At 66.3% G+C, this 19,117-nt stretch carries 18 protein-coding genes and 1 pseudogene; 11 read left to right on the forward strand and 8 right to left on the reverse strand.

Translation table 11 applies throughout. The features are described 5' to 3' along the window. From ACO03V_RS15160 to ACO03V_RS15205, 10 genes are all read left to right on the forward strand, one after another. A partial coding sequence (locus ACO03V_RS15160) for a cation transporting ATPase C-terminal domain-containing protein (protein ID WP_423138170.1) occupies window positions 1–255 on the forward strand: 255 nt, incomplete at its 5' end. Window positions 256–372: 117 nt separating this feature from the next. Beyond that, the gene (locus ACO03V_RS15165) at window positions 373–633 is read left to right on the forward strand and encodes a hypothetical protein (protein ID WP_423138171.1); all 261 of its coding nucleotides are present in this window, start codon (window positions 373–375) and stop codon (window positions 631–633) included. After that, window positions 630–1,019 (forward strand): cation:proton antiporter, encoded by a 390-nt coding sequence (locus tag ACO03V_RS15170; RefSeq protein WP_423138172.1) that lies wholly within the window; start codon window positions 630–632, stop codon window positions 1,017–1,019. Before ACO03V_RS15165 ends, ACO03V_RS15170 begins: the two co-directional genes overlap by 4 nt. Beyond that, the gene (locus tag ACO03V_RS15175; protein ID WP_423138173.1) at window positions 1,016–1,954 is read left to right on the forward strand and encodes a hydrogenase subunit MbhD domain-containing protein; all 939 of its coding nucleotides are present in this window, start codon (window positions 1,016–1,018) and stop codon (window positions 1,952–1,954) included. Before ACO03V_RS15170 ends, ACO03V_RS15175 begins: the two co-directional genes overlap by 4 nt. Next, window positions 1,951–2,259, forward strand: coding sequence for an NADH-quinone oxidoreductase subunit K (locus ACO03V_RS15180; RefSeq protein ID WP_423138174.1), 309 nt, complete (start codon window positions 1,951–1,953; stop codon window positions 2,257–2,259). The genes ACO03V_RS15175 and ACO03V_RS15180 overlap by 4 nt, the downstream gene beginning before the upstream one ends. Beyond that, entirely contained in the window at window positions 2,256–3,707 is a 1,452-nt protein-coding gene (locus tag ACO03V_RS15185) for a proton-conducting transporter membrane subunit (RefSeq protein WP_423138175.1), read from the forward strand. The genes ACO03V_RS15180 and ACO03V_RS15185 overlap by 4 nt, the downstream gene beginning before the upstream one ends. After that, on the forward strand, window positions 3,704–5,281 hold the full coding sequence (locus ACO03V_RS15190; protein WP_423138176.1) for a complex I subunit 5 family protein: 1,578 nt from the start codon (window positions 3,704–3,706) through the stop codon (window positions 5,279–5,281). The genes ACO03V_RS15185 and ACO03V_RS15190 overlap by 4 nt, the downstream gene beginning before the upstream one ends. Further along, the gene (locus tag ACO03V_RS15195; protein ID WP_423138177.1) at window positions 5,278–7,047 is read left to right on the forward strand and encodes a proton-conducting transporter membrane subunit; all 1,770 of its coding nucleotides are present in this window, start codon (window positions 5,278–5,280) and stop codon (window positions 7,045–7,047) included. Before ACO03V_RS15190 ends, ACO03V_RS15195 begins: the two co-directional genes overlap by 4 nt. Next, complete coding sequence (locus ACO03V_RS15200) at window positions 7,044–7,544, forward strand: Na+/H+ antiporter subunit E (RefSeq protein ID WP_423138178.1); 501 nt, start codon at window positions 7,044–7,046, stop codon at window positions 7,542–7,544. Before ACO03V_RS15195 ends, ACO03V_RS15200 begins: the two co-directional genes overlap by 4 nt. A 253-nt stretch (window positions 7,545–7,797) precedes the next feature. Next, window positions 7,798–8,136 (forward strand): DUF3892 domain-containing protein, encoded by a 339-nt coding sequence (locus ACO03V_RS15205; RefSeq protein ID WP_423138179.1) that lies wholly within the window; start codon window positions 7,798–7,800, stop codon window positions 8,134–8,136. A 388-nt stretch (window positions 8,137–8,524) separates the two neighbouring features. Here the strand turns inward: ACO03V_RS15205 and ACO03V_RS15210 are convergent, their stop codons facing one another. Together ACO03V_RS15210 and ACO03V_RS15215 are read right to left on the reverse strand one after the other, a co-directional pair. Beyond that, a complete protein-coding gene (locus ACO03V_RS15210) occupies window positions 8,525–8,944 on the reverse strand; it encodes an acyl-CoA thioesterase (RefSeq protein WP_423138303.1) in 420 nt (139 codons plus the stop codon). Between the two features lie 122 nt (window positions 8,945–9,066). Next, window positions 9,067–9,453 (reverse strand): annotated as a pseudogene (locus ACO03V_RS15215) (tautomerase family protein); the annotation flags it as partial. 142 nt (window positions 9,454–9,595) lie between these two features. Between ACO03V_RS15215 and ACO03V_RS15220 the strand changes: the two are divergent. Beyond that, window positions 9,596–11,041: a sugar porter family MFS transporter gene (locus ACO03V_RS15220; RefSeq protein WP_423138180.1), complete on the forward strand. Its 1,446-nt coding sequence runs from the start codon at window positions 9,596–9,598 to the stop codon at window positions 11,039–11,041. Window positions 11,042–11,870: 829 nt separating this feature from the next. Here the strand turns inward: ACO03V_RS15220 and ACO03V_RS15225 are convergent. From ACO03V_RS15225 to ACO03V_RS15250, 6 genes are read right to left on the reverse strand one after another with little or no spacing between them, the layout of a single operon-like run. Next, the gene (locus tag ACO03V_RS15225; protein WP_423138181.1) at window positions 11,871–12,740 is read right to left on the reverse strand and encodes a sugar phosphate isomerase/epimerase family protein; all 870 of its coding nucleotides are present in this window, start codon (window positions 12,738–12,740) and stop codon (window positions 11,871–11,873) included. Between the two features lie 11 nt (window positions 12,741–12,751). Then, window positions 12,752–13,765: a Gfo/Idh/MocA family protein gene (locus ACO03V_RS15230; RefSeq protein ID WP_423138182.1), complete on the reverse strand. Its 1,014-nt coding sequence runs from the start codon at window positions 13,763–13,765 to the stop codon at window positions 12,752–12,754. Between the two features lie 18 nt (window positions 13,766–13,783). Further along, window positions 13,784–14,734 (reverse strand): sugar phosphate isomerase/epimerase family protein, encoded by a 951-nt coding sequence (locus tag ACO03V_RS15235; protein ID WP_423138183.1) that lies wholly within the window; start codon window positions 14,732–14,734, stop codon window positions 13,784–13,786. Between the two features lie 31 nt (window positions 14,735–14,765). Then, window positions 14,766–16,679 (reverse strand): 3D-(3,5/4)-trihydroxycyclohexane-1,2-dione acylhydrolase (decyclizing), encoded by a 1,914-nt coding sequence (gene iolD / locus ACO03V_RS15240; RefSeq protein ID WP_423138184.1) that lies wholly within the window; start codon window positions 16,677–16,679, stop codon window positions 14,766–14,768. Continuing rightward, a complete protein-coding gene (gene iolB, locus ACO03V_RS15245) occupies window positions 16,679–17,584 on the reverse strand; it encodes a 5-deoxy-glucuronate isomerase (RefSeq protein ID WP_423138185.1) in 906 nt (301 codons plus the stop codon). The genes iolD and iolB overlap by 1 nt, the downstream gene beginning before the upstream one ends. 1 nt (window position 17,585) lies before the next feature. Then, on the reverse strand, window positions 17,586–19,106 hold the full coding sequence (locus ACO03V_RS15250; RefSeq protein WP_423138186.1) for a CoA-acylating methylmalonate-semialdehyde dehydrogenase: 1,521 nt from the start codon (window positions 19,104–19,106) through the stop codon (window positions 17,586–17,588). Window positions 19,107–19,117: the final 11 nt, after the last annotated feature.

Here is a 19,117-nt window from a genome sequence, read left to right on the forward strand (position 1 = left end):
AACTGCCGCTTCCTGCATCGGTCGAGCCTCACGCCGGACGTCTTCCGCGGCAACACGGCCGTGTGGATCACCGTCGGTGCCCTGCTCGTGCTGCAGCTGGCGTACACGTACGTGCCCTTCATCGGCGGCCTGTTCGACGCCCGACCCCTGGCGCCCCTCACGTGGCTGGTGACGTTCGGTCTCGCCGTCGCGATCTTCTTCGCCGTCGAGGGCCTGAAGACGGTACGCAACCGGCTCGATCCTGACGAGGGCTGAGCGTTCCGTCCGCATCGTCGCATACCCCACGGAGGTGGGCGCGCGCCAGCGAAAGCGATCGACGAGACGGTCCAATAACATTCGAAAAACGCATTGCGGGCCGGAAAGGACACATGCATGAGCGCGATCGACCTCGCCCTCGTGGCGGTCGCCGGCATCCTGCTGCTCTGCATCGTCATCGGCCTCTGGCGCGGTGTCCGCGGTCCCACACCCGAGGACCGCCTCACGGCGTTCGTCCTGCTCGGAACCACCGGAGCCGCTCTGTTCATGGTGCTCGCCTCGGCCCTGGACGTGCCCTCGCTGCGCGACGTTGCGATCATCCTCGTCGCCCTGGCCACCGTTGTCGTCGTCGTGTTCACTCGAAGGGCGCCGAGATGATCGACGTCCTCATCATCGCCCTCCTCGCGATCGGGGCCGGGTTCGTCGTCGTCGGCACGATCGGCGTCCTTCGCTTCCCCGACCTCCCGACCCGGCTGCACGCGGTGGCGAAAGCAGACAACCTCGGTCTCGGATTCCTCCTCGTCGCGCTGATCCTCGACGTGGTGGCCCACCCCGACGACGGTTCGTCGCCGACCGGCGTGAGCCTGAAGCTCCTCCTCATCTGGCTGCTCGCGCTGCTGGCGAGCGCGGCGAACTCACACCTGCTGGCTGGTCACCACCGGCGTTCACCCCTCGGACGCGAGAGCGCGATCCCGGATGCCTCCTCCCCGGACCGACGTTGCACGGACGGGTACCCCGATCCGCCCCGGCGGAGCAACGGATGAGCGCCCTCGAGATCCTCGACGTCGTCGCGGTCGGCGCCGTCGTTGTCGCCGCCCTCGTCGCCGTGCTGGTTCCCGGCCGCGCGGCCGCCACGACGGCTTTCCTCGTGTTCGGGATATTGCTGGCGGTGCTGTGGGGTCGGGTAGACGCCCCCGACGTCGCCATCGCGGAGGCAGCCCTCGGGGGCGGGATCGCCGGAGCGCTGCTCGTCGATGCCCTCGAGCGCCGCACCCCGCCGGCGCCCCGTCCCGCACGCCCGCGCATCGCGCTCCTCGCCGCGGCGATCATCGGCAGCGGTGCCGCGACGGCGGCACTGTTCGCGGTCGTCCTCGACATCTCGCCGCAGCCGGCCCCGGTAGCGGTCGAAGCGTATGCGCGCATCGAGGCCACGGGGGTCAGCAACCCGGTGACCGCCGTGCTGCTGGCCTATCGCAGCCTCGACACCCTGCTCGAGATCGCCGTGCTCGTCACCGCCGCCTACGCCGCCGGCGCGGTCGCCGGGCGCCGGTCGACCCCGGTCGGCCGGATGGACCCGATCCGGCGGGCGCTCGCGCTGATCCTCGTTCCCGCGGTGCTGGTCCTCGCCATCTGGATCCTCGTCGCCGGCTCCGCCCAGCCTGGCGGTGCGTTCCAGGCGGGGGCGCTGTTCGGCGCCGCCCTGGTCGTGGGCCATCTGTGCGGTCTCCCGTTCACCACCCCGCGCGGGCGTGCCGCGTTCGCGGTCGCGGGGGGCGGCGTCGCGGCGTTCATCCTGCTCGGGGTCATCGGACTCGCCACGACCGGCGACTGGCTGGGACTCGATCCCGCGTGGGCGGGGGCGGCGATCCTCGCGATCGAAGCAGTGCTCGCCGTGTCCATCGGCGTGGCCCTGTCGATGGTGTTCCTCTCCGCCGGCGCGGTCGACGGCGCGCCGCAGACCGAGGAGGTGCCCGCATGAACACCGTCGCGCTGCTCCTGGCCGCGGGCGTATCCGTGTTCGTGATCGGCATCGTCGTGCACCTAACCGTCCGCGATCTCATCCGCCGGATCGTCGCGCTGAATGTCGCCTCGGGCGGGGTGATGCTCGTGCTCCTCGCCCTGGCCGACCGCGGAGGCGAGGACACTCCCCCCGATCCGGTGCCGCAGGCACTCGTGTTGACCGGCATCGTCGTGATGGCGGCGATCACCGGACTCGCCCTCGCGCTCGCGCGCCGAATCGAGAAGCCGGATGCCGAGAACGAGAAGTCGGAGAATCCCGCGTGAGCGCCGTGCTCCCGCTCGTCGTGCTCCTGCCTCTGCTCGGAGCCATGCTCGTCGCCGTGCTCCCGCGTCGGGCGCGCCCGCTGGGGACCGTCGCCGCTGTCGTGGCAACGGGCGCCGTCATCGGAGCGGTCGCGGGAGGCGTGGCATCCACGGGTCCACTCCGTATCGAGCTCGGCGGGTGGGCTCCGCCGCTGGGGATCGCACTCGTGGCCGACGGGCCGTCCGTCGCCATGCTGGGCCTGTCGACGGTGGTCGTGCTGGCGGCGGCCGTGGTCGGAATCCTGGACGACCGCATGATCGGGGGGACGTCGTTCTGGCCGCTGAGCGGTGTGGCCCTCGCGGCCGTCAACGGGGTGTTCGTCGCGGCCGACCTGTTCAGCGTCTACGTACTCCTGGAACTCCTGACCCTGGCGGCGGTCGCCTTGGTCGCGCTCGGCGGGACCAAGGCGACCGCCCCCGCGCTGCGCTATCTGCTCGTCGCCGTCGTCGGCTCGCTGTTCTACCTGCTGGCTGTCGCCCTGGTCTACGCACAGACCGGCGCGCTCGACCTGGCCACCGCGGCCGCTCGGATGCCCGACGACACCGTCGCAGCCGCGGTGGTCGCCCTGGTCGCGATCGGGATGGCGGCGAAGATGGCGCTGTTCCCGCTCCACTCCTGGCTGCCGGTGGCTCATCCCGCCGCCCCCGCCGCCGTCAGCGCGCTGCTGTCGGCGCTCGTCGTCAAGGCGTCACTCTTCATCGTGTGGCGGGTGTTCTCCGTCCTCGGCCCCACCACCGCCTTCGGTCCGACGATCGCGACGGCGCTTGCCGTCGCCGGCGCCGTCGGGGTCGTGTGGGGAGGCGTCCTCGCTCTCCGTCGCGACCGTCTCAAGACCGTCATCGCCTACTCGACCGTGGCGCAGATCGGCTATCTGGTGCTCCTTCTGCCGTTGCTGTCCGCCACCGAAGGGGCAGAAGAGGCATGGAGCGGGGGGATCGTCCTCGCGATCGCGCACGGTCTCGCGAAGGCCGCCATGTTCCTCGCGGCAGGCACCCTGGCCATCGCCTACGACGGCGACCGGCTCGCGGGTTTTCACGGCGCCCTCTCCCGGATGCCGTTGGCCGTCGCCACCATCGGCGTCGCGGGCGTGAGCCTGGCGGGCCTGCCTCCGGCGCTCGGCTTCGTCGGCAAGTGGCAGCTGCTGCAGGGCGCGCTCATCGGTGGAGCCTGGTGGATCGTCGCCGTTCTGCTCGTCGGCGGCCTCCTCACATTCGCCTACACGGGGCGCATCCTCGCGGCGATGTTCAGTGTCCCCGGCGAGGACCCTCCGCCCCCGCGCGGCACCCCGCACCGCGGACTGTCCGTCGTGCCCTTCGCCCTCGCCGCCACGTCCATCGTGCTCGGGCTGTTCCCTGCACCGCTTGCCGACCTCCTGTCGGGCACCCTCCCGGGGGGAGGTGGCTCGTGACCACCGACGTCGACGTCATCCCCAGTGCCGTGCCGATCGTGCTGATCCTCACCTCGCTCGTCCCCGCGATCATCATCTTCAGCCTCCGCGAAAACCAGCGGACGCTCCGCACGGCACTCAACCTCGGCGGGGCGCTTGCGAAGGTCGTGCTCGTGGCGGCGCTCATCCCCTTCGTGCTGCAGGGCGAGCAGCTGCGCGCGGAGCTGACGTGGATCCCGGGCCTGTCGCTGGTGTTCGTCACCGACGCGTTCTCGCTCTTCTTCGTCGCACTGTCCGCGGGCCTGTGGCTCGTGACGACGATCTACGCCATCGGCTATCTGGAGGGCGCGCCCAACCGCAGCCGGTTCTTCGCCTTCTTCAGCCTGTGCGTCACCGCGACCACAGGTATCGCATTGGCGGAGAACCTCGTCACGTTCCTCGTGTTCTTCGAGCTGCTGACCCTCGTCACGTATCCGCTCGTCGCCCACCGGGGCTCCGCGGCCGCCCTTCGAGGTGCGCGAGTGTACCTCGGGTACACGCTCGTCGGCGGGGTGATGCTGCTCCTCGGCGTCGCCTGGCTCACGGCCGAAGTCGGTCCGGTGGAGTTCCGCGCCGGCGGCATCCCGGAGGTCGTCGCGTTCGCGCAGACCAATCCCGTCTCTGCCACGTGCATAGGGGCGCTCCTCCTCGTCGGCGTCGGCGTGAAGGCCGCGCTGTTCCCCTTCCACGGCTGGCTCCCCGTCGCGATGGTCGCGCCGGCGCCGGTGAGCGCCCTGCTGCATGCGGTCGCGGTGGTCAAAGCCGGCGCCTTCGGAATCATCCGCGTCATCGACGACGTCTTCGGGTTGTCGACCGCCTCAGACCTCGGACTTCTCGCTGCCCTGGGCGTCGTGGCATCTGTCACCATCGTCTACGGGTCGGTGCGCGCGCTGGCACAGGACGACCTGAAGAAGCGGCTCGCCTACTCGACCGTGTCGCAGGTGGCCTACATCGCCCTCGGAGCCGCCCTCCTCTCCCCACTGGCAACGGCCGGCGCCATCGTCCACATGGTCAATCAGGGTTTCATGAAGATCACACTCTTCTTCTGCGCGGGCCTGTACGCAGAGGAGCTGGGATTGTCCAAGATCAGCCAGCTCGCGGGCGTCGGGCGCCGGATGCCGCTGACGTCGGCCGCATTCACGATCGGCGCCCTCGGCATGATCGGTCTGCCGCCGTTGGCGGGCTTCGTCTCGAAGTGGGCGCTCGGGGTCGGCGCCCTCCAGGCCGGACAGCCCTGGGTCGTCGCCGTCCTGCTGACGAGCACGATCCTCAACGCGGCGTATTTCCTGCCGATCATCGTTGCGATGTGGACGAGACCGCCCGCGCAGAAGGCTTCCGACAGCAACGCCCCGGTGCTCAGCCAGCCGGTCGCGGCAGGTGAGCTCAGCGGCCCCGGTGCCGGTGGTGCGCGAGCCCGCCGTCTCGAGGCCCCCGCGGCCCTGCTGATGCCTGCTCTGGCGACGACGGTCGTGGTCGTCGGGCTCGGCGTCGTGGCGGGGTGGGAGTTCTCGCCGTGGTCGATCGCGAGGTTCGTCGCGGACGGAGCGTGGCCGTGATCTGGATCGTCGCCTTCATGCTGCCGCTCGTCGTCGCGGCCGTGATCGCCGCGCTCGGACGCCTGGGCAGCTACCGTTCCCACGCGGTGCGCGCGTGGATCGTGCGGCTGTCGTGGGTGACGGTCGTGCCCGCGGGGATCGCGGCGCTCATCGACGACGGCACGGTGCACCGCGTCGACTGGATGCTGCTCGGGACCACGATCGCGGTGGACGGAGTCGGGCGTCCGCTCGTGCTCATGGCGGTGGCGCTGTACGGGCTCGCATTGTCGTTCGTCGTGCGAGGGAAGACCGACCGCACGCACGTCCTGACCGCGTTCCTGCTGCTGTGCTTCACCGGCAACGTCGCCGTCTTCGTCGCGGCCGATCTCGTGACGTTCTACCTGGCCTTCGCCGCGATGAGCTTCCTCGGTTACGCGATCGTCGTGCACGACAAGACGGACGGTGCGCGTCGCGCGGGCGCGATCTACCTCGTCCTGACGGTCGTCGGCGAGTGTGCGGTGCTGGCTGCGCTCATGATCCTGGCCGCCGAAGGGACGATGTCAGTGGCCGAGGCACCCGCGGCCGTCGCCGCGTCGCCGTGGCGCGACGCCATCGTCGCACTGCTGCTCGTCGGCTTCGGGGTGAAGGCGGGTACCGTGCCGTTGCACGTGTGGCTTCCGCTCGCTCATCCCGCGGCGCCGAGCCCGGCCAGCGCCGTTCTCTCGGGGTCGATGCTAAAGGCCGGCATCGTCGGCTGGGTTCGCTTCCTGCCGCTCGGCGAGGGCATAGGACTGCCCGTCTGGGGCGGGACTTTCCTCGTGCTGGGTCTGGTCGGCGGTCTTGTCGCGGCGGTCGTCGGGGTGCTGCACGACAACCCCAAGGTCATCCTCGCCTACAGCAGCATCAGCCAGATGGGCTTCCTCGCCGCGCTCGTGGGCGCCGCCCTCGCCGCCCCCGCCCTCGCGCCGGTGTGCGTCTCCGCGGTCGTCGTCTACAGCGTGGCGCACGGGCTCGTGAAAGGACCGCTCTTCCTCGGCGTTCAGGCCTGGGATGTGGAGAGGATGCCTCGTTGGGCAGTACTGGGGCCGCTCGTCGTGGCATCCCTGGCCCTGGTCGGGGCACCATTCACGAGCGGATACGTCGCCAAGTACGCCGGCAAAGAGGCGGTGGGCGACGTGCTGACGCCGCTCGTCCCGATTGCGGTGGCCGACGTGCTGCCGTGGTTCGGCGTCGGATCGACCGTGCTGCTCGTGCGCTTCCTCGTGGTGCTCGTCCGGCGTCCCCGGCACTCCCATCGCACGGCCGCCACCCGTGATGTCGCGTGGGCGGTGATGGGTGTCGGCGCAGTCGTCCCGGTCGCGTTGCTCGCGCTGAGCATCGAACCGTCTGTGTCGGTGCCCGGATGGCTCTCCCCCGGGACCATATGGTCGCAGACCTGGCCCCTGCTGCTAGGTCTCCTGCTTGCCGTCGGCGCGGGAGCGCTTGCGCGTCGGATCGACACCTCGCGGCTGCTCCACCCGCGCGGCGATGTCGTGCCGGCCGGTGACATCGTCGTCGCCGAGGAGCAGGTCGCGCGGGTGCTGGGCAAACAGCTCACCCGGCTGTCCGGGTCGCTGCGACGCGGCCGGGAGCAGGCGAGGGAGGCAACGCGTCGCTCGCCCTCGCCGATGCCCGTGCTCGAACGGGTGCAGCGCGGTGTCGGAACGTGGGTCGGCTCGGGCGTCGTCCTCGCCGTGCTGCTCGGCGCCGGACTCGCCGCCGCCGTGCTGATCGGAGGCGAGCCGTGATCGCCTCCATCCTCCTCCGTCTTGCCGGCGTGACAGTGCTCTGGGCAGCGGCCACGGAGGCCGCGTCATCCGCACTGGGATACGGGCTGGTCGCGGTGCCGCTGGTCACAGCGGCGACGTACGCAGTGGCCCCGCGCCGGCACCTGCGGCAAAAGAGCGATCTGGGACGCCGGGTGCGAGGCGTACTCCACATGCTCGTCCTGGCCGGATGGGTGCTCTGGCGTTCCGTTGTCGGTGGATTCGACGTCGCGCGACGGGCGCTTCGGATGCCGCACGCCGACATCGACCCGACGTGGACGACGTACGAGACCTCCCTCCGCACCGAGCCGGGACGAGTCGCGCTGGCGCTTGTGATGAACTTCGCACCCGGCAGCCTGTCGGCACGTCTAGAGGGTGCTCGGCTGGACGTGCACATGATCCATCCCGATATCGGGATGGAAGCGTCCATCACAGCGCTCGAACAGCGAGTGGCCCTCGTGGAGCAGGCTTTCTGTTAAAGGGATACCAGCTACCGGAGAGCCAGCTCACGGAGTGAGTCGAACGGCTTTAACCGTCGGCGGCGTGCAAATCGTTCCCTGTCCACATGTAGACGTCTGGTGCGCGCGAGCTCGGTGAACCATGCGCGCCGCAACCCAGACTTGCAAAATTGCGAGGACAAGCAATGGGCCACTGAACTGTAGAATGCCGACGGGTGCACGGCTCGGAGCGGCCGTCGTCCCCTTGGCCAGCGCCCAACTCCGCTGGAACTTTATGATCTATGGCAAACTGCATGTCGAACCATCAAAAGCAGGTTTTAGAGAGGGCTCGATGGGGATTCGCATCACTCATGTTCGCTTCGGCGGAACCAACAGGACGGAGGGTGAGATAATCCGGTACCGGTGGGTTAGTGACCAGACCGGCAAGGCAGGCGAAAGTGACATGTCGGCGCTTGTTGAATGGATTGATTTTCGCGGCGGTGAAGCCTACGTCGATAATGGCATCGCGCGGGTGAGAGTCCGTGTGGTCAAGTCGCGCGCGGGAAGGCCTCACCTTCGCACCTACGCGGACGGCCTCTGGACCAACGACCTCGTTGATCTTGACACTTATTGACCATTCAATGGAGCTACGTGAAGATGTCCGAGGTCGACAGTGTGCGCAGAAGGAGTGTGCAGCGCGGCTCACCAATCGCCGGCTCAGCCTGACGCCTGACGCTTGAACCAGAATGCTTTCGACTCCTTTTGTCGGAGTGGTGACGCATAGGCGGTTTGGGTGCGCGGTCGCGGGCCTGATTTCCTCAGCTCAGTGGAATCCACGGTGACGTGTTGCTCCGCCTGCGGTGAACTAGTGCGGTGAGACGAGCTGCACCACCTTCAGCATCCCCACGCCCCGAACGGGGCGCTTATTCGTGTGGGTGCTCTCGACAGGTCCTAACCAGAGTTGTTGCGAGGCGGACGCTGCTAGGGAGTAGTTCGGCACCCCCATAGGTGGGGGCCAGAGGTTATGAGCCGCGCGGAAATGGTGCCGGTAGGCGGTCGCGTTCATACGTGATATTACGGTAACCGTGCGGCCTTGGCTTCCCATCGTCTCCAAGACCGACAAACACTATTCTTTGTATACGCAGGATGCGTTCCCTCGTGACCATGTTGCGCACTTCGGCTCGCATAGTGATCGATGAACGTCCGAACGTTGTGGCACGAATTCCAAGTTCGATGAGATCCCCCTGAATGGCTGAGCTCATAAAGTCTATTTCGGACATGTATTTCGTGACTGCTCGGGGATTGCCGATCTGCAAGATCGCATAGATGGCCGCCTCCTCGTCGATCCACTTCAGCAGGCTTCCGCCGAAGAGCGTACCGTGCGCGTTCAGATCCTCCGGCCGCACCCACCTCCGCGAGCGGAAGGTCACTTCATCGTCCACATCGCTCAAATCAAATTCCCTAGGTCGTAGTCGGTCGTGCCGTTCGGGTTAGCTGGCTGCGATTGCGCGTATTGCGCCGGTTCCGAGCCGCGACCTGTGCGGGCCTCTTGCGGGACAGCCGTGGGGACGGGCAGCTCCCCCGTGAGGTACTGAGTTCGCCCGAAGCCGAAGGACCAGTCCTGCGGGCCGTTCTCCACGTATCCGATGAAGATGTCGGCGCCGTCAACGCCCGCACCCTCCAAGCGCATCGCGATCTCGGCGTAGAGGCTCTGCTTCGCCTCATCACTTCGACCACGCTGCGTGAAGATCTGGATGATGACCGGATCGAACCGGGTGAACCCTAGGCCGGCATCTTCGGCGACGATCGTTTCCGCGGGGCGCGAAGTCAAGACTTGGAAGCGGTCCCGTTCGGGGATGCCGAACACCTGCACGACCGCTTGATGGATTGCGTCGCCGATCTGGGCTGAGTTGGTGCGTCGGCTGCTGTGGTCGATTCGTATGAGTGGCACTGCTGCCCTCCTCTATGTGTGCATCTCTTGTCGTATGGTGCATCCTACGCTGATTCATGGCAGAATGTCTTTACATGTGACGCTCCGCCCGGGGCTTCGTCGTATGGCAGTAGCGCTGCCACTCACGCAAAGGAGCGTCTTGATGTCGCACTCCAGCCCGACCCCTCCCGCGGTTGAACGGCCCGCAGCCGCCAGGGGGTTCCTCACTCGCCTCACGGTGATCTCGACTCTGGGGGGCCTGCTCTTCGGCTACGACACCGGGGTTATTTCGGGGGCGCTTCTGTACATGCGGGATGACCTCGCGATGTCGACCTCGGAAGAGGCGTGGGTGGTGAGCTCCCTGCTCTTTCCCGGAGCAGCTTTCGGCGCGCTTCTCGGTGGACGCATCGCGGACGCCCTGGGACGCAAACGCAGTCTGTTGATGTGCGCTGGGATTTTCTTGGTCGGTGCGCTGGGGTGCGCGGTGGCGCCGGATGTCGCACTCATGGTTGTGGCTCGCATCTTCTTGGGCTTCGGTGTCGGGGCCGCAGCGGTGTCGTGTCCTCTGTATCTGGCCGAGATGGCCCCGGCCGATCGCCGCGGTCGGATGGTAACCATCAACGAACTGATGATCGTGACCGGACAGCTGCTCGCCTTCGCTATCAACGCCCTTTTGGCCGTCGTGATCTCCGATAGCCACGTCTGGCGCGTCATGCTCGGCGTTGCGAGCATCCCAGCCATCGTCCTTCTCATGGGGATGCTTGTACTGCCCGAGTCGCCTCGATGGTATGCAGCGCGCGGCCGCCTGGACGCCGCTCGGAATGTCCTCTCTCGCAGCCGCAGCGCTGACGAACTTGAGGCAGAGATGTCCGAGATCGTCGGGACTGCGTCCGCTGAAGGCAACGCCCGCCGACACGCGTGGAAGGCGCTCCGCGACAATCGCTGGATGCGCCGCCTGCTGTACATCGGCTTCGGTCTTGCCGCGGTGCAGCAGGCCACCGGTATCAACACCGTCAACTACTACGCGCCCAGCATCCTTACTCAGACGGGATTGGGCGACGAAGCGGCCCTCATTGCCACGATCGGCGTCGGCGTCACCAGCGTCACTATGACCATCGTCGGTATCTGGCTGTTGGGCTTCGTCGGCCGGCGCACGATGCTCATCATCGGTTTCAGCGGCGTTGTCGGGGCGCAAGTGATTCTGTCGCTGGTGTTTCTCCTCCCGCCGTCTGATGCCGTTAGCTACATCATCTTGGGGGCGATGATGCTATTTGTGGCATTCGTGCAGGGCTTCATCGGGACGGTCATCTGGCTGCTGCTGAGCGAGATCTTCCCCCTTGCCATCCGCGGCCTGGCGATGGGGTTGGCTGTCTTCGTTCTCTGGACCGTCAATGCCGGAATCTCTTACGTCTTCCCGATCATCGTGGAGGGAATTGGATCGACCCTGACCTTCGCCCTGTTCGCTGCGGTCAACGCAGTGTCCCTGCTCTTTGTCCTCCGTGTTGTGCCGGAGACAAAGGGGCGCAGCCTTGAGATGTTGGAGAATGATTTCCGCACTCAGTCGATCCGCACGCTCACTCGACGCGAACGCCTTACCGGCGCTCGCTGACCCATGCCGCGTGTGGCCCGTCCCATCCGGGGCGGGCCACTTCCTGTACGCCGACGGCAACCCCGGTGACAATGGTCGCATCCGCAGATGACTCGCCGCGCATCGAAGGCTGAGACAGCAGAGCAGGCGTAACCCTCTGGCGGGAAAAACTTCAGTCTGATTGCGCTGCTGCAACCGGTCACGACGGGGAAGCGCCGCAACTACTGACCCTCGACAACGACGTCTCAACAGCTACAGCGACTGAGAAATCAGTTGGTGCCCCCTCGAAGGGAACAGCAATTGCCCGAGGTTCGGGCGACCATCTGGCAACTACGAGCCCAGTATTGCCAGCCGGTTTCGCATCGTCGAAGCAACCATGAGCATGTCGTTCTCGGCGGCTTCGGTAAAGAACGTCTCTGTCGGTACCAGCCGTCATACACCGTCGATCTCGCGGCATCCACCCATTCCTGCAAGGGGATCGACCCGCCACCGATGACGGCGTCACGTCACATGTCCTGCTGAGGGACGTCGGCTGCGCGGTTGAGGTCGAGACCAGCCGAGATGGGGACGGCATCGATGAGCACCTTGGGCATACGAGCCACGTCGTCCGGCTCATCCCCCGTCATCAGTAGAGTCACGTGTCTACAACGAGGGCAACGTCGTTTCGCCTGACCGCGTCGATGGTTCGGATTAAATGCGCGTGCCGCTTGATGTTCGATCAGGCGAGCGGTTCGAGACACGCGGACGCCCTGCTCAGACGCAACCTCGGCTGCATCACGGACGGTGGGGGCGAGAACCTCCAGGGCCTGTTCGCGGTCGTCGCATTCGTCGACGACCGCGACATCAGGTCTCAGCGCGCGGAGAGTTGGCGAAGCATCTGCAACTGGTGACCCGCGGACGTGTCCGCGTCCTCGTCCTCCGCGAAGACATTCGAGACGATCAGTGCATCGTCGCGCTCCAGATACCCGCTGCTCCGAAGCGCGGCGAAAAGATCGCTCCAGTCGACGTCGCCGTCCCCAATATTCAGATGCTGGTGGATGCGCACAGCATTACCGGGTGGATTGGAGATATACCGCAGTCCATGCGAGCGACGGTGGTCGAAGGTGTCGGCCGCGTATACGGCACCAAGGCGGTCACCAAGCGCCGGTATGAGAGTGCTCGCGCGATCCCCCATGTGGAAGGTGTGGGACGCCACATAGACGAACCCGATGGAGCGGGAGTTCAAGCCCCGGATGATGCGCCACGCGTCGAGACCGTCTTCGACGAAATCGTCCGGGTGGGGATCAATATTCACCCGCACCCCTTCTCTTTCGATGATTGGGAGCAGCTGTTCGAACGACCTGTAGAACGCGTCTTCGGACTCCTCTGGCAGCTCGGGGCGTCCGGAGAACTCGGTGTTGATGACGGGCACGCCCAATTCCACCGCGAGCTGGATGACCCGCACGAGGTTGCGGACGGCCGCGACACGTAGGCGCTCGTCGGGTGAGGAGATTCGCTGTACCGGCAACAGCGCCGGGATCGTCACACCTGCGTCTGCCGCTCTCTTCTTCAGGGCGGCGACGAGGTCGTCATCTGCCTTCGGATACCGGAAGAACGGGGCGAAGTCGGCATGCGGGGTCAGCTGCAGGTGGTCGTATCCCAGTCGTGCGGCGACGTCTGGGAACTCCAGCAGCGTGTGTGAGTGGTGGTACGGGGTGGGGTCGAGGGCGATGCGAACCATGGGCGCCTCCCTCAGGCGTAGAACGCGGGGCGTTCGGCGGACTCGACCTCAACGACGCCGCCGTCGAGGGCTTTCACCCCGGCCTCGCACGCGAGTGCGACGAGGTAGCCGTCCCAGGCGTTGGGTCCGTCGACGAGGCGGCCGTCGTGTACGGCGTTCACCCAGCGCTGGATCTGCTGATCGTATGCGGTGGCAAAGCGCGTGGTGAAGCTGGTGTGGTCCTGCGTCGAGAACTGGCCGTCGCGCCACTGCTGCAACCCGGAGGGTTGTCCGATGCGGGCAATGCCCTTCTCGAATACGGCCTCGGTGGCGACCTGGTAGCCGAACTGCACGCTCACGTTCATCTCGACGTCGACGAGTACGCCGTTCTGCAGCTCCATGAGAACGAGGATGGGCTCGCGCAGGTGGGCCGGGGTGAGGGTGTTGCGGCGAGGGTATTTCACCTCCACGCTTTTGATCGGGGAGCCAGCCAGCCATGGCACCACATCAAACTCGTGCACCACGGAGTCGGTGATGAGCATGGTCTGGGTGTACGAGTCCGGCACGGTGGCATTGCGGTGGACGCCTCGCACCATGACCAGTTCGCCGGCGTCGCCGGACACGACGAGCTCACGCAACGCCGCGTATTCGGGGTCGAAGCGACGCATGTATCCCACCTGGATATGGGGGCGGTCAAGCTTCTGCTCAAGCCCGAGAATTCGCGCCGACGATTCTGAGTCGGGGGTCAGCGGCTTCTCGCACAGGATGGGCAGGCCCGCCGCGAGGGCCGGCTCGAGCACCGGCGCGTGGAACGGCCCCGGAACGGCGATAAGGACGGCGTCGACCGCACCGGCCTCAATAGCATCCTCGATGCGGGCGAACGTGGCCGCACCGGGAGCCTTCTCGGCAGCTGACGCGGCACGCTGCGCATCGGGCTCCACAACGGCGGAGACCACTGCGCCGCTGATGCGGTTGGTGATGCGGGAAATGTGGTCGGCTCCCATGAGGCCGGCGCCGACGACGCCGACACGGAGGTCCTGGCTCATGCGTTGATGCTCCTGATGTCAGTGGATGCGCGCGAGGTGCGTGCAACCGAAGATGTGCTCGCGCGTGCGCTGCGCGATGGGGAAGGGGTAGTCGACATCGCACCCGTACATGTCCTGCTCGACGATGGCGAAGATGTCAGGGTCGATAGCGGCGACTGCTTCAATGATCGGCGCGAGGTCTGGGACGCCGTAAGGCGGCTCGACCATGATGCCCTGGGTGACGGCCTCGGCGAACGGAACGTCGTTCTTAAGGACGTCGAACAGCAAGGACGTGTCGACCTGCTTCAGGTGGAGGTACCCGATGCGGTCCGGGCGGTCCTGGATGAGCTTGACGTTGTCTCCCCCGTAGTAGGCGAAGTGACCGGTGTCCAGGCAGAGGTTGGTGTAGCGCGCGTCCGTCTCGTCGAGGAATCGCAGAACTTCTCGGGTGGTTCCCACGTGGCTATCGGCGTGGGAGTGGAACTGCTGCTTCATTCCGAATTCCTCAAGCAGCGCCTTCCCCAGACGGTCGTGCCCTGCGGCGAGCTTGCGCCACTGGTCGTCGTCGAGGGTGCGGCTTTCCAGGACCTCGCTGGTGGCGTCACTGCGCCACAGGTCGGGGATGACGACCAGGTGCTCTGCTCCCAGCTTCGAGGCTAGACCGGCGACCGCAAGGGCCTGGTCCCATGCCCGCTGCCATTGGTCCTCTCCCTTGTGGAAGCCGGTGAACACCGTGCCTGCTGACAACTTGAGACCGCGGGAGCCGAGCTCGTCTTCAAGCTGGTGGGGATCGGTGGGCAAGTACCCGTACGGTCCGAGCTCGATCCAGGAGTATCCGGCGGCGACGACTTCGTCCAGGAACCGCTGCCATGGGACCTGCTTGGGGTCGTCAGGAAACCACACGCCCCAGGAATCCGGGGCTGTTCCGATGCGCAGACCAGCGTTGTCGCTTGCCGAAGCGGATTCGGGAGTGGTGGGGGTGTCGGTCATGTCTCTCTCCAGTGAGTGAATGGGAAGGGGGTCAGCCCAGCAGCGGACGCTGGCGGGCCTGTTGCTGTTCGTACTCTGCGCGCGCTTGTTGAGTGCTGTTCAAAGTCGACACCTGCGGCACCGGCACGTCCCACCAGCCTTCGCCCTCGGGGGCGTAGATGAGCGGGTCGCTGTTGATGTGGATGAGTGTGGAGGCGGTTGATGCCTTCGCAGCCGCCAGAGCGTCCGACAAGTCCCGGATTGCGTTACTTCCGGGTTCGATTTCGACGACGTCCAGTCCGTAGCTGCGGGCGTTCGCCGCCAGGTCGACGGGCAGGATCTCGTCCCCCTGGAAGTTGCGTGCTGCGCTGTCGTAGGTGCGGTACCAGGTGCCGAATCGCTCGGACCCAACGGTCTCGGACAGATGCCCGATGGAGGCGTATCCGTGGTTTTGGATGAGGACCACGATGAGCTTGATGCCTTCGGCAACGGCCGTGACCAGCTCCGTGTTGAGCATCAGGTAGGACCCGTCACCGACCATGACGATGACATCCCGCTCGTCGCCGGCGGCGAGGAGTCCTCGCTTCGCCCCGAGCCCGCCCGCGATCTCGTATCCCATGCAGCTGAAGGCGTATTCCACGTGGTACCCGAGCGGGTCACGCACCCGCCAGAGCTTGTGGAGGTCACCGGGGAGGGATCCGGCCGCCTGGACGACGACGTCTTCCGGGGCGCTGGCGCGCTGGACTGCGCCGATGATTTCTGGTTGGCCGGGGAGGTCGAGCCCGCTGGGCTCGAACGCGTGGTCTACCGCCGCATCCCACAAGCTCTTCTCACGCGCGACTCGTGCGGCGAACGCCTGAGGGACCTCGTACCCTTCCAGCTCGATGAGGAGTTCTCGGAGGGTTTCTCTCGCGTCTGCGATAACACCCACCTGGCTGCCGTGCTTGTAGGCATCGAAAGGCGCGACGTTCACGTTGATGAAGGTGACGTGAGGGTTCTGGAAAGCGGTGCGGGAAGCCGTGGTGAAGTCGCTGTAGCGCGTGCCGATGCCGATGATGACATCTGCCTCCGCCGCTGCACGGTTAGCCGCGAGCGTGCCCGTTGCGCCGATACCCCCCAGGTTCTGCGGGTGATCCCAGGCGAGGACGCCCCCGCCGGCCTGTGACGTGCCGACGGGGATGCCGGTGGCTTCGACGAGCTCGCGGAGAAGGTCTTCGGCGCCGGAGTACAGCACTCCACCTCCGGCGACGATGACGGGCGCGTTTGCTGCACGGATTGCGGTGACGGCTCGCGCGAGGGGGCCGCGCTCGGGCAGGGGGCGACGGATGTGCCATTCGCGTTCCTGGAGGAATTCCAGGGGGACATCCAGTGCCTCTGCCTGCACGTCTTCGGGGAGGGAAATGGTGACGGCGCCGGTCTCGGCGGGATCGGTGAGCACGCGCATCGCCGCCAGGGCGATGGAGTAAAGCTGCTCAGGACGCTGCACGCGGTCGAAGAACTTCGATAGCGGGCGGAACGCGTCATTGACGGTGAGCCCGATGTCCCACGGCTGCTCGAGTTGCTGCAGGACCGGGTCGGCGACCCGTGTGGCGAAGGTGTCGCTCGGCAGGAGGAGGGCGGGCAGACGGTTGGTAGTGGCCAGTGCGGCGCCGGTGAGCATGTTCGCTGCGCCGGGACCGACGGATGCTGCGGACGCGAAGGTGGCGCGGCGGCGATGCATCCGCGCGTATCCGACGGACTGATGGACCATGGCCTGCTCGTTGCGCGCCTGATAGTAGGGCATGAGGTTGGGGTTCTCGGTGTTCGCCTGCTTTAGCGCCTGGCCGATGCCCGCGACGTTGCCGTGCCCGAAGATCCCGAAGACGCCTGGGATGGTGCGTTCGCGGATCTCGCCGTCGACGGTCCACTGGTTGGCCAGGAACTCGATGAGGGCCTGGCTGACCGTCATGCGCTTGGTTGAAGACATCAGTGTCGTCCTTGTTCGTTCGTGTAGGGCAGCCGGTCATCAAAAGCCTGGCCGTTCCAGGTGTCCCGCACCCACGCGTGGGCGGGGTCGTCGCTGATGAGCCACTGTCGCTCGGGGTCGGGTCCGGCCATGACGTTCAAGTAGTAGAGGTCGTAGCCCGGGGCAGCTACGGCCGGACCGTGGTAGCCGTAGGGCACGAGGGCGATGTCACCCGTATATACCCGGGCGTTGATGTCGATATCTCCGGCCGGGGAGCTATAGGTGCTGAACATCCCGAACGCCGCGTCGCCGTTTCCGCCGCCCACGGCTGCGGTCTCGAAATAGTAAATCTCTTCCAACCGCGATTCGTGTCCGGGCACGTATTCGTCGTGCTTGTGGGGAGGGTAGGACGACCAGTTTTCGGAGGGTGTGATGACCTCGCAGACGATGAGTCGGGCGGCATCCAGGCTGGCCGGTGTGCCGAAGTTGTGGACTTGTCGGCTGGATCGGCCAGCACCTCGCAGTTCGACCGGTGTGGTAGCTGCGCTGATGTACTGCCACGGACGGACCTCATCTGTCGGCGCTTCCGCTACTGCGAACCGGCCTTCACCTTCCACTGTGGCGGTTGACCCCGTCGGGAGGTAGAGCACGTCCGTCGGTCCATGGAAAACGGACGGTCGTCCGGCTAGCCGGGTGTGCCACTCGCCCGGGTGGTGGTGGTGGGTGACAAGGAACGATCCGGCTAGCGGGATGATGATGCGCTCGACGGTGGTTGACGACAGCTCGGCCGTCTCGCCTTCCCGGATGTCGGCGAGGCGGATGCCCGTGTGCGCCCACCCGGGGAGGGAGGCATCAACGACGCTCTCCCACCCCGGGCGTGCAAGATCTCCCCGCCGGTGAAGCCAGCGGTGGTGGTGCTGCGTCATGTCAGTCGTTCTGGGGGAACCCAAGGTTGATGCCGCCGTGGGTGGCGGGGTCAAGCCAACGGCTGGTGATGGCCTTCTCGCGGGTGAAGAAGTCAAAACCGTGGACACCGTAGGCCTTGGAGTCTCCGAACAGAGAGGCCTTCCATCCGCCGAAGGAGTGGTAGGCGACGGGGACTGGGATCGGCACGTTGATGCCGATCATTCCTACCTCCACTTCGTTCTGGAACCGCCTGGCAGCGCCGCCGTCGTTGGTGAAGATAGCGGTGCCGTTACCGAATTCCCCGCTGTTGATGAGCTCGAGGCCCTCCTGGAAACTACCGACCCGGATCACGGACAGAACCGGGCCGAAGATTTCCTCGGTATAGGCGCGGGAAGTGGTCGGCACGTGATCCAGCAGCGTCGGTCCGAAGAAGAAGCCGTCCTCGTGTCCGTCCACGGAAAGACCGCGACCGTCGACGACGACGGTGGCACCGTCGGCCTCAGCAATGTCGACATAGCTGGACACCTTGTCCCGGTGAACGTCTGTGATGAGCGGGCCCATGTCGGGCTCGACGCCTTCGACGCCGGCCCCGTTTCCGATCTTGAGAGTCTTGATGCGGGCGACGATCTTCTCGATCAGCGCGTCAGCGACAGGCTCGACCGCGAGGACGACGGAGATGGCCATGCAGCGCTCTCCGGCTGCCCCGTAGCCGGCGTTAATCGCTTGATCGGCCACGAGGTCGAGGTCCGCGTCCGGGAGCACGAGCATGTGGTTCTTCGCCCCGCCCAGCGCCTGCACGCGCTTGCCGTTTCTAGAGGCAGTTTCGTAGATGTACTGGGCGATGGGGGTGGAACCCACGAAGGAGATCGACTGGACGACGGGACTGTTCAGGAGCTCGTCGACGGCGAGCTTGTCACCCTGCAGCACCGTGAAGACGCCGTCAGGAAGTCCCGCCTCTTTCCACAGCTGGGCAAGCCACAAAGCGGCGGAGGGGTCCTTCTCGCTGGGCTTGAGCACGACGGAGTTGCCGGCAGCGATGGCAATGGGGAAGAACCACATGGGCACCATCGCGGGGAAGTTGAAGGGGCTGATGATGCCCACAACACCGAGCGGCTGCTTCAGCGAGTACACGTCAATGCCGGTGGAGGCGTTCTCACTGAAGGCGCCCTTGATGAGGTGCGGGAAGCCTGTGGCGAGCTCCACCACCTCCTGTCCGCGAAGAATTTCCCCCATTGCATCCGAGCGGACCTTGCCGTGCTCGGCCGTGATGATGTCTGCCAGTTCGCCCTTGCGCGCGTTGAGCAGCTCGCGGAACGCGAAGAGCACGGTCTGTCGCTTGGCGATGGAGTACCGGCTCCATACCTCGAAGCCGCGGCGGGCGGAGGAGATCGCGGCGTCGATGTCGTCTTGGTCGGCCAGGGCGACATGAGCCTGCACGGCACCGGTAGCGGGGTTGTAGATGGGAGCGGTGCGGCCACTGAAGGAGGGGCGCACCTCTCCGTCGATCCAGTGAGAGACGGTGCGGGTGTCGATGATGCTCATGAGGGTCTTTC

The organism is Microbacterium sp. HMH0099 (assembly GCF_049384025.1).
Taxonomy (GTDB): Bacteria; Actinomycetota; Actinomycetes; order Actinomycetales; family Microbacteriaceae; genus Microbacterium.